The organism is Halomonas sp. A020, from assembly GCF_027943625.1.
GTDB lineage: Bacteria > Pseudomonadota > Gammaproteobacteria > Pseudomonadales > Halomonadaceae > Vreelandella > Vreelandella piezotolerans.
The window spans coordinates 1,481,912-1,497,870 of record NZ_AP022850.1 but is presented as its reverse complement, the minus strand read 5'-3'; the positions used below and the strand labels follow the sequence as shown (position 1 = coordinate 1,497,870).

Annotated in this window: 11 protein-coding genes; all 11 read right to left on the bottom strand. The window is 57.1% G+C overall.

Features of this window, described 5'->3' with window-relative positions; genetic code table 11:
• Positions 1–5 precede the first annotated feature (5 nt).
• The 11 genes from rplW to rplL all read right to left on the bottom strand — a co-directional run bounded on the left by rplW (position 6) and on the right by rplL (position 15,905).
• Complete coding sequence (rplW, locus tag FRH_RS06890; RefSeq protein ID WP_009723902.1) at positions 6–302, bottom strand: 50S ribosomal protein L23; 297 nt, start codon at positions 300–302, stop codon at positions 6–8.
• Complete coding sequence (rplD, locus tag FRH_RS06885) at positions 299–904, bottom strand: 50S ribosomal protein L4 (protein ID WP_139527871.1); 606 nt, start codon at positions 902–904, stop codon at positions 299–301. The genes rplW and rplD overlap by 4 nt, the downstream gene beginning before the upstream one ends.
• 15 nt (positions 905–919) lie before the next feature.
• Positions 920–1,558 carry a 50S ribosomal protein L3 gene (gene rplC, locus FRH_RS06880; RefSeq protein WP_044628835.1) on the bottom strand — a complete coding sequence of 213 codons (639 nt, stop codon included), beginning with the start codon at positions 1,556–1,558 and terminating at the stop codon, positions 920–922.
• A gap of 148 nt (positions 1,559–1,706) precedes the next feature.
• Entirely contained in the window at positions 1,707–2,018 is a 312-nt protein-coding gene (gene rpsJ, locus FRH_RS06875) for a 30S ribosomal protein S10 (RefSeq protein WP_009098983.1), read from the bottom strand.
• A gap of 159 nt (positions 2,019–2,177) precedes the next feature.
• Entirely contained in the window at positions 2,178–3,371 is a 1,194-nt protein-coding gene (tuf, locus tag FRH_RS06870; RefSeq protein WP_139527870.1) for an elongation factor Tu, read from the bottom strand.
• A gap of 29 nt (positions 3,372–3,400) precedes the next feature.
• Entirely contained in the window at positions 3,401–5,524 is a 2,124-nt protein-coding gene (gene fusA, locus FRH_RS06865) for an elongation factor G (RefSeq protein ID WP_139527869.1), read from the bottom strand.
• A gap of 167 nt (positions 5,525–5,691) precedes the next feature.
• On the bottom strand, positions 5,692–6,162 hold the full coding sequence (rpsG, locus tag FRH_RS06860) for a 30S ribosomal protein S7 (RefSeq protein ID WP_016915771.1): 471 nt from the start codon (positions 6,160–6,162) through the stop codon (positions 5,692–5,694).
• Between the two features lie 138 nt (positions 6,163–6,300).
• Positions 6,301–6,675 carry a 30S ribosomal protein S12 gene (gene rpsL, locus FRH_RS06855; RefSeq protein ID WP_009098973.1) on the bottom strand — a complete coding sequence of 125 codons (375 nt, stop codon included), beginning with the start codon at positions 6,673–6,675 and terminating at the stop codon, positions 6,301–6,303.
• 195 nt (positions 6,676–6,870) lie between these two features.
• Complete coding sequence (gene rpoC / locus FRH_RS06850; protein WP_153843238.1) at positions 6,871–11,085, bottom strand: DNA-directed RNA polymerase subunit beta'; 4,215 nt, start codon at positions 11,083–11,085, stop codon at positions 6,871–6,873.
• A gap of 10 nt (positions 11,086–11,095) precedes the next feature.
• Positions 11,096–15,172: a DNA-directed RNA polymerase subunit beta gene (gene rpoB / locus FRH_RS06845; RefSeq protein WP_153843239.1), complete on the bottom strand. Its 4,077-nt coding sequence runs from the start codon at positions 15,170–15,172 to the stop codon at positions 11,096–11,098.
• A 361-nt stretch (positions 15,173–15,533) separates the two neighbouring features.
• Positions 15,534–15,905 carry a 50S ribosomal protein L7/L12 gene (gene rplL / locus FRH_RS06840; RefSeq protein WP_139527866.1) on the bottom strand — a complete coding sequence of 124 codons (372 nt, stop codon included), beginning with the start codon at positions 15,903–15,905 and terminating at the stop codon, positions 15,534–15,536.
• Positions 15,906–15,959: the final 54 nt, after the last annotated feature.

Here is a 15,959-nt window from a genome sequence, read left to right as displayed (position 1 = left end):
TGCCCTTATTCGGCGCCAGAGAAGTCTTCGAGCGTTTCACCCGCAGCCAGGGTCACATACGCTTTGCGGTAACCCTTACGCAGGCCAACGCCGTGAGCAGTACGCTTAGTTTTACCCTTGACGTTCAGCACCTGAACGCTGCCGACCTTCTTGCCGAACAGTGCTTCAACGGCTTTTTTGATCTCGGGCTTGGTAGCATCGCTTGCCACCTTGAAAACGTACTGGTTGCGCTCGGCTGCCATCGCGGCCTTTTCGGTCACGTGCGGTCCAAGCAGAACCTTGAATACGCGTTCCTGGTTCATGCCAGCTTCTCCTCGAATTTACGCAGGGCGGAGACGGTGACCAGGACCTTATCAAAGGCAACCAGGCTCACCGGATCAGCTGCAGCGACATCCACCACGTCAACGTGGGGAAGGTTGCGTGCGGCCAGATAGAGCGTTTCATCGACTTCTTCAGTGACGATCAACACTTTCTCAAGGTTGAGCTCTTTCAGCTTGGCAGCGACCTGCTTGGTCTTCGGCGCTTCTACGCTGAACTCTTCAACAGCGACCAAGCGCTCTTGACGTACCAGCTCAGACAGGATGGAACGCATCGCCGCGCGGTACATTTTGCGGTTAACTTTCTGGGTGTAGTCCTGTGGACGCGCCGCGAAAGTGACACCGCCGCTGCGCCACAGCGGAGAGCGGATAGTACCGGCACGTGCACGACCGGTACCCTTCTGACGCCACGGCTTCTTACCACCACCACGTACGTCGGAACGGTTCTTTTGAGCGCGCGTGCCCTGACGGCCACCAGCCAAATAGGCGGTAACGACCTGGTGCACCAGCGCCTCGTTGAATTCTTTGCCAAAAGTGGCGTCGGCTACTTCAACGGTACCCGTGCCTGCAGCAAGATTCAGATTCATTGGTAATTATCCCCTTCAGCCAGCTTTCACGGCGCTGCGAACGATAACGTCGCTACCGGTAGCACCCGGTACTGCGCCCTTGATCAGCAGCAGGTTACGCTCGGCGTCGACACGGACGATCTCAAGGCTCTGTACGGTGCAACGGGTGTTACCCATTTGACCGGCCATTTTTTTGCCTTTAAATACACGACCCGGTGTCTGACACATGCCGATAGAACCCGGCGCGCGGTGCGACAGGGAGTTACCATGGCTGTTGTCTTGGGTACGGAAGTTCCAGCGCTTAACAGCACCCTGGAAGCCTTTACCCTTAGAGGTGCCGGTCACATCGATCATTTGACCAGCTTCGAAGAGGGATACGGTGAGTTCGCCACCCACTTCAGGAGCTTCTTCGCCTTCTGCAAGGCGGAATTCCATCAGTGAACGACCAGCCTCAACACCCGCCTTGGCAAACTGACCCGCTTGCGCTTTGGTGAGGTGCTTGGCTTTACGAGAACCTGTAGTCACCTGAACCGCTGCGTAACCGTCAGACTCAATGGTCTTGACGCGTGTTACACGGTTAGGATCAACTTCAATAACGGTCACGGGCACGGATGCGCCATCTTCGGTAAAGACACGGGTCATCCCGGCCTTTTTACCGACTAAACCGATAGTCATACTCAGTCTCCTATAGTGTACGGGGCTATCACCCGCTATGGCTGCCCTTTCCAGAGCATTCCACTAGCACATTGTGTGGCGCCTCACGGCGCGGCGGCTGCTGCTCAAACATGATCGATGAGCGCTGGGCCGCAAAGTGTCTAGTGTATTAGTCGAGCTTGATTTGCACGTCTACGCCAGCGGCGAGATCGAGCTTCATCAGCGCATCAACGGTTTTCTCGGTCGGCTCGACGATATCGAGCACACGCTTGTGAGTACGAATCTCATACTGATCACGCGCATCTTTGTTGACGTGCGGTGAAATCAGGATGGTGTAGCGCTCGCGGTTGGTCGGCAGCGGAATCGGACCACGAACCTGAGCACCAGTACGCTTAGCGGTTTCAACGATCTCCGCTGTGGACTGATCGATCAGGCGATGGTCGAACGCTTTCAACCGAATGCGAATCTTTTGGTTCTGCATTTGCCCTAAACTCCAATGGATGTCGACGGCGCGAGCCGTCTACCCACGCATTCAAAGGATGCGCATTATAGGCACGCCAACAGCACATGTCAAACATTTGCGATTGGTGCGCAGAAAAGGGGGCTCACTAGAGCCCCCTCTTATCATCAAGTAATCAGATTACTTAACGATTTTGGCCACAACGCCAGCACCAACGGTACGACCACCTTCGCGGATCGCGAAGCGCAGACCGTCGTCCATAGCGATCGGAGCGATCAGGGTAACAACCATTTTCACGTTGTCGCCCGGCATGACCATTTCAACGCCTTCCGGCAGTTCACAAGTACCGGTAACGTCAGTGGTACGGAAGTAGAACTGCGGACGGTAGCCTTTGAAGAACGGGGTGTGACGACCACCTTCTTCTTTGGACAGTACGTAGACTTCTGCTTCGAAGACAGTGTGCGGGTTGATGGTGCCCGGCTTCGCCAGTACCTGACCACGCTCAACGTCATCACGCTTAGTACCACGCAGCAGCGCACCAACGTTCTCACCTGCACGACCTTCGTCGAGCAGCTTACGGAACATTTCTACGCCAGTAACGGTGGTTTTGGTGGTGTCGCGGATACCCACGATTTCCACTTCTTCACCAGCTTTAACGATACCGCGCTCTACACGACCGGTAACAACGGTACCACGGCCAGAGATAGAGAATACGTCTTCGATCGGCATTAGGAACGGCTGGTCGATCGCACGCTCCGGCTCAGGGATGTAGTCATCCAGAGCTTTGATCAGGTTAGCTACCGCAGTAGTACCCATGCCGTTCTCGTCTTCACCGTTCAGTGCCATCAGGGCAGAACCAGTGATGATCGGCGTGTCGTCACCCGGGAAGTCGTACTCGGACAGAAGTTCACGAACTTCCATTTCGACCAGCTCGAGTAGCTCTTCGTCATCGACCATGTCCGCTTTGTTCAGGAAGACGACGATGAACGGAACGCCAACCTGACGAGACAGCAGGATGTGCTCACGCGTCTGCGGCATGGGGCCGTCAGCGGCAGAACATACCAGGATCGCGCCGTCCATCTGGGCAGCACCGGTGATCATGTTCTTGACGTAGTCAGCGTGTCCCGGGCAGTCAACGTGTGCGTAGTGACGCACTTCAGACTGGTATTCAACGTGAGATGTCGCGATGGTGATACCACGCTCACGCTCTTCCGGAGCGTTATCGATGGTATCGAATTCACGCCAGTCGCCGCCGAAAACCTCAGCAGACACGCGGGTCAGGGCCGCTGTCAGAGTCGTTTTACCGTGGTCGACGTGACCGATGGTGCCGACGTTGACGTGCGGTTTGGAACGTTCAAATTTTTCCTTAGCCACTGCTATAACCTCTTTACGTTAGCTAACGGTTAACCGTTTTGGTTGATGACGGCTTCAACGACGCTGGAGGGCGCCTCCTCGTACTTCGCGAACTCCATAGAGTAGCTCGCACGGCCCTGGGTCTGTGAGCGCAGATCGGTTGCGTAACCGAACATCTCACCCAGTGGCACCGTTGCACGAATGACTTTACCAGAGGAAGAGTCATCCATGCCCTGCACCAGGCCGCGACGACGGTTCAGGTCGCCCATGACGTCACCCATAAACTCTTCGGGGGTCACGACTTCGACCTTCATCACCGGCTCCAGCAGCACGGCCTTGGCCTTCCTGGCACCTTCTTTCACTGCCATAGAAGAAGCAATCTTGAACGCAGTCTCGTTAGAGTCCACGTCATGGTAGGAACCATCGAACAGCGATACTTTGACGTCGATCATCGGGTAACCCGCGATGACACCATTTTGCAGCTGCTCGAAAGCACCTTTCTCAACCGCAGGTACGTATTCCTTCGGAACCACACCACCTACGATCTCAGAGTTGAACTTGAAGAAGATCTCTTCTTCGCCTTCACCCTTCTCTTCTGCAGTCAGCGGCTCGATACGCAGCCACACGTGACCGTACTGACCACGACCACCGGACTGACGTACGAATTTACCTTCCTGCTCGACGCTGCCACGAATCGTTTCACGGTAGGCAACCTGCGGCTTACCGATGTTCGCTTCTACCTTGAACTCGCGACGCATACGGTCAACGATGATGTCCAGGTGCAGCTCGCCCATACCCGAGATGATGGTCTGGCCGGTCTCTTCGTCGGTCTTGACCTGGAAAGAGGGGTCTTCCTGAGCCAGTTTACCCAGCGCAACGCCCATCTTCTCTTGGTCGGCCTTGGATTTCGGCTCAACGGCAACCGAGATGACCGGATCCGGGAACTCCATGCGCTCGAGAACGATTTTGTTATCGATGTCGCACAGAGTGTCACCTGTAGTGACGTCCTTCAGACCGATACAAGCAGCGATGTCGCCTGCGAGTACTTCTTTGATCTCTTCGCGAGAGTTGGCGTGCATCTGAACGATACGACCAACGCGCTCTTTCTTCTGCTTCACGGAGTTGTAAACACCGTCACCAGATTTCAGAACGCCAGAGTAGACGCGAATGAAGGTCAGCGTACCAACGAAGGGGTCGGTAGCGATCTTGAACGCCAGTGCAGCGAACGGAGCGCTATCGTCTGCTTCACGAGTCGCGACGGTGCCGTCTTTGTCGTCCAGCTCACCTTCGATCGCCTTGACTTCTGTCGGCGAAGGCATGTACTCGATAACGCCGTCCAGTACCGCCTGAACACCTTTGTTCTTGAAAGCAGAACCACAGGTAACCAGAACGATCTCGTTAGCCAGCGTGCGAGCGCGCAGACCCGCCTTGATTTCAGCGACGGTTAGCTCGCCTTCTTCAAGGTACTTGTCCATCAGCTCTTCAGAGGCTTCGGCAGCCGCTTCGACCATCTGCTCGCGGTACTCTTCAGCGGTCTCTTGCAGCTCCGCCGGAATGTCCACGAGATCGAAGTTCATGCCCAGGCTCTCTTCGTCCCACAAGATGGCTTTCATCTCGATCAGGTCGATAACGCCCTTGAAGTCTTCTTCCGTACCCCAGTTGATCTGGATCGGCACAGCGTTGGCACCCAGACGCTCTTTCAGCTGATTGACAACCATGAAGAAGTCAGCGCCAGTACGGTCCATCTTATTGACGAATACCATACGCGGAACTTCGTATTTGTTGGCCTGACGCCATACGGTCTCGGTCTGCGGCTGAACGCCGGAGGAACCGCACAGTACGACGACCGCGCCATCGAGAACGCGCAGAGAACGCTCGACTTCGATAGTGAAGTCAACGTGCCCAGGCGTATCGATGATGTTGATGCGGTGCTCGTCGAACTGCTTACTCATGCCCTGCCAGAAACAGGTCGTTGCAGCCGAGGTGATAGTGATACCACGCTCCTGCTCCTGCTCCATCCAGTCCATGGTCGCCGCACCGTCATGCACTTCACCCACTTTGTGGGAAAGGCCGGTGTAGAACAGTACGCGCTCGGTCGTTGTGGTTTTACCCGCATCGACGTGTGCCACGATACCGATGTTGCGATAACGCTTAAGTGGAGTCTTGCGTGCCACGGTGAAACTCCCGTTAGTTGGCGATGCTCGTTAATCCAGCGGTGTACTTTTTGCTTATGCCACCGCCGCCATCGACAACGATAGCGGCGGCGTGTTGCAACATGACGAACATCTTTTCAATCACACTACAACTGGCAAAAAGCGACACAAACTTAGAAACGCCGAGCTTAGAAACGATAGTGAGAGAAGGCCTTGTTGGCTTCTGCCATGCGGTGTACGTCTTCACGCTTCTTAACGGCAGAACCTTTACCTTCAGCGGCATCCAGCATTTCACCTGCCAGACGCTGAACCATCGTTTTTTCACCGCGACGACGCGCAGCGTCTACCAGCCAGCGCATTGCCAGCGCTTGACGGCGTGACGGACGAACTTCAACCGGCACCTGATAGGTCGCACCACCTACGCGGCGAGACTTAACTTCAACCATCGGCTGGATGGTTTCCAGCGCTTTGTCGAAGATTTCCAGCGGCTCTTCTTTACTACGCTCGGCAACCTTGTCCAACGCACCGTATACGATGCGCTCAGCTACGGACTTCTTGCCGCTGACCATCAGGTGGTTCATGAACTTCGCCAGACGCTCACTTCCGAACTTGGGATCCGGCAGGATTTCGCGTTTAGCTACAACTCTTCTTCTAGGCATGATAAGCCCTCAATTAAGGATCCTTCAGGTAAACCCGGGACTCACGTCGCTCGTTGCGCCGCCCGACCTTACTCTTATCAGACCGATATATTCGTGTGAAAGGTAACGCCGCAGCCCTTGATGCTGCGATAAGACGTCTTAGGACTTCGGACGCTTAGTACCGTACTTAGAACGACCCTGCTTACGGTTCTGAACGCCAGAGGTGTCCAGGGCGCCACGAACGGTGTGATAACGCACACCGGGCAAATCCTTTACACGACCGCCGCGGATCAGAACAACAGAGTGTTCTTGCAGGTTGTGACCTTCACCACCGATGTAAGAAGAGACTTCAAAACCGTTGGTCAGGCGCACACGGCAAACCTTACGCAGCGCCGAGTTCGGTTTCTTCGGGGTGGTGGTGTAAACGCGCGTACAAACGCCGCGCTTTTGCGGGCATGCCTGAAGCGCAGGCACGTCACTTTTAGTGACGGGGCGCTTGCGCGGCTTGCGCACTAGCTGATTAATCGTTGCCATGGTGTTTAGCTGACTCCAATGGTTGCCTTAGCCTTTAACAAGTACCTTCAGCGGATGCGGGCGCACCCGCCCCACTGTTAAAGGCTGCGCATTCTAAAGGCTGACCCCAGGTGGCGTCAAGTCTTGCCGACGTATTCGCCAACAAGACCCTGCTCTTTGGGCCAGCTACTCGTGTTGCTCGTTGTCTACCGTTGGTTACAGATCGTCGTCTGAATCCAGGGCGGTCAACTGAGCGCCAAGCTCCTGCTCTACCTCGGTGGCCGAGGGATTGAACAGACGCTCTACGTCTTCGCGCTTGCGACGACGCTCTGCGTGATGGGTCAGACCGGTACCTGCCGGAATCAGACGTCCAACCACCACGTTTTCTTTCAGGCCGCGCAGGTAGTCGCGCTTGCCGGTTACCGCTGCTTCGGTCAGTACGCGGGTCGTTTCCTGGAACGACGCGGCAGAGATGAACGACTCAGTGGCCAAGCTGGCCTTGGTGATACCCAGCAGCAAGCGCTGATACTTGGCCGGGAACTTGCCTTCTTTCTCCAGACGCTCGTTCTGCTCCAGCACGCGCACCAGTTCTGCCTGGTCACCGGTAATGAAGTCAGAGTCGCCGGAATCGGTGATCTCCACCTTGCGCAGCATCTGACGCACGATGACTTCAATGTGCTTGTCGTTGATGCCTACGCCCTGCAGACGATAAACGTCCTGTACTTCGGCGGTGATGTACTTGGCCAGCTCTGCGACACCCAGCAGACGCAGGATATCGTGCGGGTTGCTTGGGCCATCGGAGATCACCTCCCCCTTCTCGACCGTCTCGCCTTCGAACACGGCGATTTGACGCCATTTCGGGATCAGCGCCTCGAACGGATCGCCAGACTCAGGCGTAATCGTCAAACGACGCTTACCTTTGGTCTCTTTACCGAAGCTCACCACACCGCTGATTTCCGCCAAAATAGCGGACTCTTTGGGTTTACGTGCTTCGAACAAGTCAGCCACGCGGGGCAGACCACCGGTGATGTCCTTGTTACCCGACGCCTCGACCGGGATACGCGCAACGACCTCACCTACACCGATGGTCGCACCGTCGTCCACCGAGATGATGGAGTTACCCGGTAGCAGGTATTGAACCGGCGTATTGGAACCGGACACGGATACGTACTCACCAGCGGCATCTTTCAGCATCACCATCGGGCGCTTGTCACGACCCGCCATTGGGCGTGCGGCCGACTCGATCACTTCGATGGACGACAGACCGGTCATCTCATCGACACTGCGGTGCATGGTGACACCTTCATCGAGGTCGATGAATTGCGCCTTACCTTCCACTTCCGCAATGATCGGATGGGTGTGCGGATCCCACTTGGCTACGACAGCACCGGCATCGACCACGTCGCCATCGCGCACGGAGAGCTCGGCACCATAGGGCAGCTTGTAGTACTCACGCTCACGACCGTGATCGTCGGCAACCGCCAAGGCGCTCGAACGAGAGACCACGACCAGTTTGCCGTCGGCACGCTCAACGTGCTTGATGTTATGCAGGCGCACTTTACCGCCGTGCTTGACCTGAACGCTATCGACCGCAGACGAACGCGATGCCGCACCACCGATGTGGAACGTACGCATGGTCAGCTGAGTACCCGGCTCACCGATCGACTGTGCGGCGATGACACCGACGGACTCACCGATGTTGACCTGGTGGCCACGGGCAAGGTCACGTCCGTAACAGGCGGAACACACGCCGTGAGCGGTATCACAGGTAATCGTGGAGCGTACGACGATTTCGTCAACGCCCATGGTGTCCAGCGAGGCACACCACTTCTCGTCGAGCAGCGTATTACGCGGAATCAGTACTTCTTCGGTACTCGGATCGACCACGTCCTGCGCGACGACACGACCCAGTACGCGCTGAGACAGCGGTACGATGATGTCGCCACCCTCGATGATCGGGTGCAGCGTCAGGCCGTTTTCGGTGCCACAGTCGGTCTCGGTAATCACCAAGTCCTGAGCAACGTCTACCAGACGACGAGTCAGATAACCGGAGTTGGCCGTTTTCAGTGCCGTATCCGCCAGACCTTTACGCGCACCGTGGGTCGAGATGAAGTACTGCAGTACGTTCAGACCTTCACGGAAGTTGGCCACGATCGGCGTTTCGATGATCGAGCCATCCGGCTTGGCCATCAGGCCACGCATACCTGCCAACTGACGGATCTGAGCGGCACTACCACGAGCACCGGAGTCGGCCATGATGAAGACGCTGTTGAACGAGTCTTGCTCAACGTCGTTACCATCACGATCGACGACCGTCTCTTTCGAGATACCGACCATCATCGCTTTGGCGACTTTATCGTTGGCCTTGGACCAGATATCGATAACTTTGTTGTACTTCTCGCCTGCGGTTACCAGGCCAGAAGAGAACTGGTCTTCGATCTCTTTGACTTCTGCTTCAGCGGCATCAACGATCTCGGTCTTGGCATCGGGGATAACGAAGTCGTTAACACCGATCGAGGCACCGGACCAGGTCGCCAGACGGAAGCCGGTGTACATCAGCTGGTCAGCGAAGATGACCGTGGGCTTCAGCCCCGCACGACGGTATACCTCGTTAATTAGGCTGGAGATCGCCTTCTTCTTCATCGGCTGATCGATCAGCGCGAACGGAACGCCTTCCGGCAGAATGCGGAACAGCAGCGCACGACCGACGGTGGTGTCGTAAAGACGGCGGTGCTCGGAGCGCTCGCCAGTCTCTTCGTCGACGTCCACTTCGTCCAGACGCACCTTGACGCGGGCATGCAGCGACACGGACTGTGTGCCGAAGGCGCGCTCTACCTCATTGAGGTCGGAGAACACCATGCCTTCGCCCTTGGCGTTGATCTTTTCGCGGGTCATGTAATACAGACCCAGAACAACGTCCTGCGACGGTACGATGATCGGCTCGCCGTTGGCCGGCGACAGCACGTTGTTGGTCGCCATCATCAGCGCGCGGGCTTCGAGCTGGGCTTCCAGCGTCAGCGGTACGTGAACCGCCATCTGGTCACCGTCGAAGTCAGCGTTGTAGGCCGCACAGACGAGCGGGTGCAGCTGAATCGCCTTACCTTCGATCAGCAGCGGCTCGAACGCCTGGATACCCAAACGGTGCAGCGTCGGCGCGCGGTTGAGCAGTACCGGGTGTTCGCGAATGACGTCGGCCAGGATGTCCCAGACTTCCGGCAGCTCGCGCTCGACCATCTTCTTCGCGGCTTTGATCGTGGACGCATGGCCCAGCGACTGCAGCTTGGAGTAGATGAACGGCTTGAACAGCTCGAGCGCCATTTTCTTCGGCAGACCGCACTGGTGCAGACGAAGGGTCGGGCCCACGGTGATGACCGAACGGCCGGAGTAGTCGACGCGTTTACCCAGCAGGTTCTGACGGAAACGCCCCTGCTTACCCTTGATCATGTCGGCCAAGGATTTCAGCGGACGCTTGTTGGAACCCGTGATGGCACGGCCGCGGCGGCCGTTATCCAGCAGTGCGTCGACCGCTTCCTGCAGCATACGCTTCTCGTTACGCACGATGATGTCGGGCGCATTGAGGTCGAGCAGACGCTTCAAACGGTTGTTACGGTTGATCACACGACGGTAGAGGTCGTTGAGATCCGAGGTCGCGAAACGGCCACCGTCTAGCGGCACCAGCGGACGCAGGTCCGGCGGTAGTACGGGCAGCACTTCCATGACCATCCACGCCGGCGCATTGCCGGAGTGGTAGAACGCTTCCAGCAGCTTCAAGCGCTTGGAGAGCTTCTTGATCTTGGTTTCAGAGTTGGTCTGCGGAATCTCTTCACGCAGCGTGTTGATCTCTTCTTCCAGATCGATGTCTTTGAGCAGCTCCTGAACGGCTTCGGCCCCCATACGGGCGTCGAAGTCGTCGCCGAACTCTTCCAAGGCTTCGAAGTACTGCTCGTCGTTGAGCAGCTGACCACGCTCCAGCGTGGTCATGCCGGGGTCGATGACCACGAAGCTTTCGAAATAGAGCACGCGCTCGATATCACGCAGCGTCATATCGAGGAACATGCCGATACGCGACGGCAGGGATTTCAAAAACCAAATGTGAGCCACCGGCGATGCCAGTTCGATGTGACCCATGCGCTCACGGCGCACGGCCGCCTTGGTGACTTCGACACCACACTTCTCACAGATGATGCCGCGGTGCTTCATGCGCTTATATTTGCCGCACAAGCACTCGTAGTCTTTGACCGGGCCGAAAATCTTGGCACAGAACAGACCATCCCGTTCCGGCTTAAAGGTACGGTAGTTGATGGTCTCAGGCTTCTTCACCTCGCCGAAGGACCAGGAGCGAATCATGTCCGGCGACGCCAGGGTAATCTTGATCGCGTCAAACTCTTCGGACTGAGATTGCGATTTGAGTACTTTCACCAAATCTTTCATGGGACGGCTCCTAGCTCTCTAACTCGATATCGATGCCCAGCGAGCGGATTTCCTTCACGAGTACGTTGAAGGATTCCGGCATGCCTGCCTGCATGGTGTGGTCGCCATCCACGATGTTCTTGTACATCTTGGTGCGGCCTTCGACGTCGTCCGACTTGACGGTGAGCATCTCTTGCAGCGTGTACGCGGCGCCATAGGCTTCCAGCGCCCACACTTCCATCTCACCAAAGCGCTGACCACCGAACTGCGCCTTACCACCCAGCGGCTGCTGCGTAACAAGCGAGTAAGAACCGGTAGAACGCGCGTGCATCTTGTCGTCTACCAAGTGGTTGAGCTTCAGCATGTACATGTAGCCAACGGTCACCGGACGGTCAAACGCATCGCCGGTACGGCCATCGTACAGCGTCATTTGGCCCGACTCCGGAATGTCCGCCAGCTTCAGCAGGTGCTTGATTTCGTGCTCTTTGGCACCGTCGAACACCGGCGTGGCCATCGGCACACCGCCCTTTAGGTTCTTCGCCAGCGCGATGACTTCGTCATCGGTCAAGGAGTCGATATCCTCGACGCGGGTACCCGGCGTGTTATACACCTGACCCAGGAAGTCACGAATTTCAGCGACTTGCTGACCGCGGGCGTCGCGCAGCATGGCGTCGATTTTGACACCCAAGCCGCGTGCCGCCATACCCAGGTGGGTTTCCAAAATCTGACCGACGTTCATACGCGACGGTACACCCAGCGGGTTCAGTACCACGTCCACCGGCTCGCCCTTCTCGTCGAACGGCATGTCTTCGATGGGCATGATCGCAGAGATAACACCTTTGTTACCGTGGCGACCGGCCATCTTGTCACCGGGCTGAATACGACGCTTGACCGCCATATAGACCTTGACGATCTTCAGCACGCCCGGCGCGAGGTCATCGCCCTGGGTCAACTTGCGCTTCTTGTCTTCGAAACGCTCGTCCATCTCTTTCCGACGGTTTTCGAGCTGCTCGTCGGCCTGGGCCAGCAGTTCGTTGTAGGACTCGTCCTGCATACGCAGCTTGAACCACTGCTGACGGGGCAGTTCGTCCAGATACGCGTCGTCCAGCACGTCGCCTTTCTTCAGCTGCGGACCGCCGTTGACGGCCTGACCTGCCAGCGTACGCTTCAGACGCTCAAAGGTGGCATCTTCGGCGATGCGGTAGGTCTCTTGAAGATCCTTACGCACTTCGTCCAGCTGCATCTGCTCGATGGAGAGTGCACGGGAGTCTTTTTCGACGCCGTCACGGGTGAAGACCTGAACGTCGATGACCGTCCCTTTCATGCCGGTGGGAGCACGCAGAGAGGTATCTTTTACGTCAGACGCCTTCTCACCGAAGATGGCGCGCAGCAGCTTCTCTTCGGGCGTCAGCTGGGTTTCGCCTTTGGGCGTGACCTTACCGACCAGAATATCGCCGGGGCCGACTTCGGCACCGATGTAAACAACGCCCGCTTCGTCCAATTTACCCAGCGCCGATTCACCGACGTTGGGAATATCGGAGGTGATCTCTTCCGGCCCCAACTTGGTGTCGCGGGACACACAGGTCAGCTCCTGGATGTGGATCGTGGTGAAACGGTCTTCTTGAACCACACGCTCGGACAGGAGGATGGAGTCCTCGAAGTTGTAGCCGTTCCAGGGCATGAAGGCGATGCGCATGTTCTGGCCAAGCGCGAGGTCACCCATGTCGACGGACGGACCGTCGGCGAGGATGTCACCACGCGCCACGTTGTCACCAGGGCGCACGATGGGGCGCTGGTTCATGCAGGTGTTCTGGTTGGAACGGGTGTACTTGGTCAGGTTGTAGATGTCGACACCGGCTTCACCGCCGATGATCTCGTCTTCGTTGACCCGCACCACGACACGACGCGCGTCGACGGAGTCAATGACGCCGCCGCGGCGTGCCACGGCACACACGCCGGAGTCACGGGCCACGAAGCGCTCCATGCCAGTACCTACTAGCGGCTTGTCGGCGCGCAGGGTCGGAACGGCCTGACGCTGCATGTTCGCCCCCATCAAGGCGCGGTTGGCATCATCGTGCTCGAGGAACGGGATCAGCGCAGCGGCCACGGAGACGACCTGACGCGGAGACACGTCCATCAGCGTCACCTGTTCAGGACGCATGAAGGTCGTCTCGCCACGGTGACGTACCTGCACCAAGTCATCGCTCAGCTTGCCAGACTCATCTACGGCAGCAGAGGCCTGGGCGATAACGAAATCGCCCTCCTCGATGGCAGAGAGATGCACCACGTCATCGGTCACCTGGCTATTGACGACCTTACGGTAAGGCGTCTCCAGGAAGCCGTAGCTATTGGTGTGGCTGTACGTCGCCAGCGAGTTGATCAGACCAATGTTCGGGCCTTCCGGCGTCTCGATCGGGCACAGACGGCCATAGTGCGTGGCGTGTACGTCGCGCACTTCGAAGCCTGCACGCTCACGGGTTAGACCACCCGGGCCGAGTGCCGACACACGACGCTTGTGGGTCACCTCGGAGAGCGGGTTGTTCTGGTCCATGAACTGAGACAGCTGACTGGAGCCGAAGAACTCTTTCACCGCCGCCGCAACCGGCTTGGCGTTGATCAGGTCTTGCGGCATCAGGCCTTCGCTTTCCGCCATGGAAAGGCGCTCTTTCACCGCACGCTCGACGCGCACCAGACCGACGCGGAACTGGTTCTCGGCCATTTCGCCCACGCAGCGAATACGACGGTTACCCAGGTGATCGATATCGTCCACGTCGCCGAAGCCGTTACGGATATTGATCAGCTCACGCAGGACATCGAGGATGTCTTTACGATCCAATACGCCAGAGCCCGTGTCGGATTCACGGCGCAGGCGACGGTTGAACTTCATCCGGCCAACGCCCGACAGGTCGTAGCGGTCTTCGGTGAAGAACAGGTTGTGGAACAGCGTCTCGGCAGCCTCTTTGGTGGGCGGCTCGCCGGGGCGCATCATGCGGTAAATCTCGACCAGCGCTTCCAACTGAGAGCCGGTGGTATCCAGCTTCAGAGTGTCGGAAATGAACGAACCGCAGTCGAGGTCGTTGGTGTAGAGGGTTTCGATATGCGTGATACCGCCCTGCGCCATACGCTCGAGGACTTCCGGAGTGATTTCCGTGTTACACGGGCAGATCAGCTCACCGGTTTTGGTATCGATTTGGTCTTTGGCCAGCGTTTTGCCGAACAGGTACTCCATCGGCACTTCCAGACGCTCAAGGCCGGCTTTTTCAAGCTGACGAATGTGCTTCTGAGTGATCCGACGGCCCTCTTCGACGATGACGCCGCCTTCGCCATCTTTGATGTCGAACGTGGCCGTTTCACCGCGCAGACGTGACGGTACCAGCTCCACCGAGAAACCGCTCTTCTCGATGTGGAACTTGCTGGTTTCGAAGAATTCGTCGAGGATCTCTTCGGTGCTCATGCCCAGCGCACGCATCAATACCGAGGCCGGCAGTTTGCGGCGGCGGTCGATACGTACGAAGACGTTGTCTTTCGGGTCGAACTCGAAGTCGAGCCAAGAGCCACGGTAAGGAATCACGCGAGCAGAGTAGAGCAACTTCCCTGAGGAGTGGCTCTTGCCTTTGTCGTGATCGAAGAACACACCGGGCGAACGGTGGAGCTGAGAAACGATAACCCGCTCAGTACCGTTGATGACGAAGGTACCGTTCTCGGTCATCAGGGGGATCTCCCCCATGTAGACTTCCTGCTCTTTGATGTCTTTGATGGCCTTGTTCGAAGAGTCGCGATCGTAGATGATCAAGCGAACCTTGACACGCAGCGGAGCGGAATAGGTCACGCCACGCAGCTGACACTCTTTGACATCGAACGCTGGCGTACCGAAACGGTAGCTCACGTACTCCAGGGCCGCATTGCCTGAGAAGCTCTCGATCGGGAACACGGACTTGAACGCCGCGTGCAGGCCAACCTCGTGGCGCTCGTCGGGCGAACGATCCTGCTGGAGAAAGTCGTAGTAGGAATCAAGCTGGATGGCCAGCAAGTAAGGCACATCCATCACTTGGGGCAGTTTGCCGAAATCCTTGCGGATGCGTTTTTTCTCAGTATATGAGTAAGCCATCTGTATTCCCCAGCTTGTTCACCATGGGTGACCGATGCGTGGTCATCTGCCCCGCGGGCGTTTCAGACGCAGACAGCAAGCTCCTAAATCGGTAGCTCGCCGTCAAAAATCTTGATAGATAACAGTGTTACAGTAGTGCTGTTCGCGCTTTGCTGTCGCTTGCCAACATCACTCGCGCTTCACAACTGACGCGTCACAACAACGTACGCTTCACAACAACGGTCTTACTGTTTTGCTGCTTTTTACCGCAGCGCTTCTGCTGTTGCCTTGCAGCATATTACAACAGAAAAAGGCCGGCAGCGGGATAGCCCGCCGCCAGCCGTGGAAGCTTACGCAGCGCGTAAAGCCATCAGCACAAGGATTACTTGAGCTCGACGGTTGCGCCCGCTTCTTCCAGCTTCTTCTTAGCGGCTTCAGCGTCTTCTTTAGACATGGCTTCTTTGATGGTCGCCGGCGCGCCGTCAACGGCACCCTTGGCTTCTTTCAGGCCAAGACCGGTGATTTCACGAACGGCTTTGATGACGTTAACTTTCTTGTCACCAGCAGATGCCAGCACCAGGTCAAATTCAGTCTGCTCTTCAGCAGCTGCTTCGCCGCCAGCAGCCGGACCAGCCATCACGGCCGCCGCTGCAGAAACGCCGAACTTCTCTTCCATCGCTTCGATCAGCTCGACAACTTCCATGACGGACATGTCGGCTACAGCATTGATGATATCGTCTTTGGTCAGTGCCATTGTTTCATTCCTAACTTTGCGGGAGTCTCGGTCGACCGAGAACTCAGGGTTCAT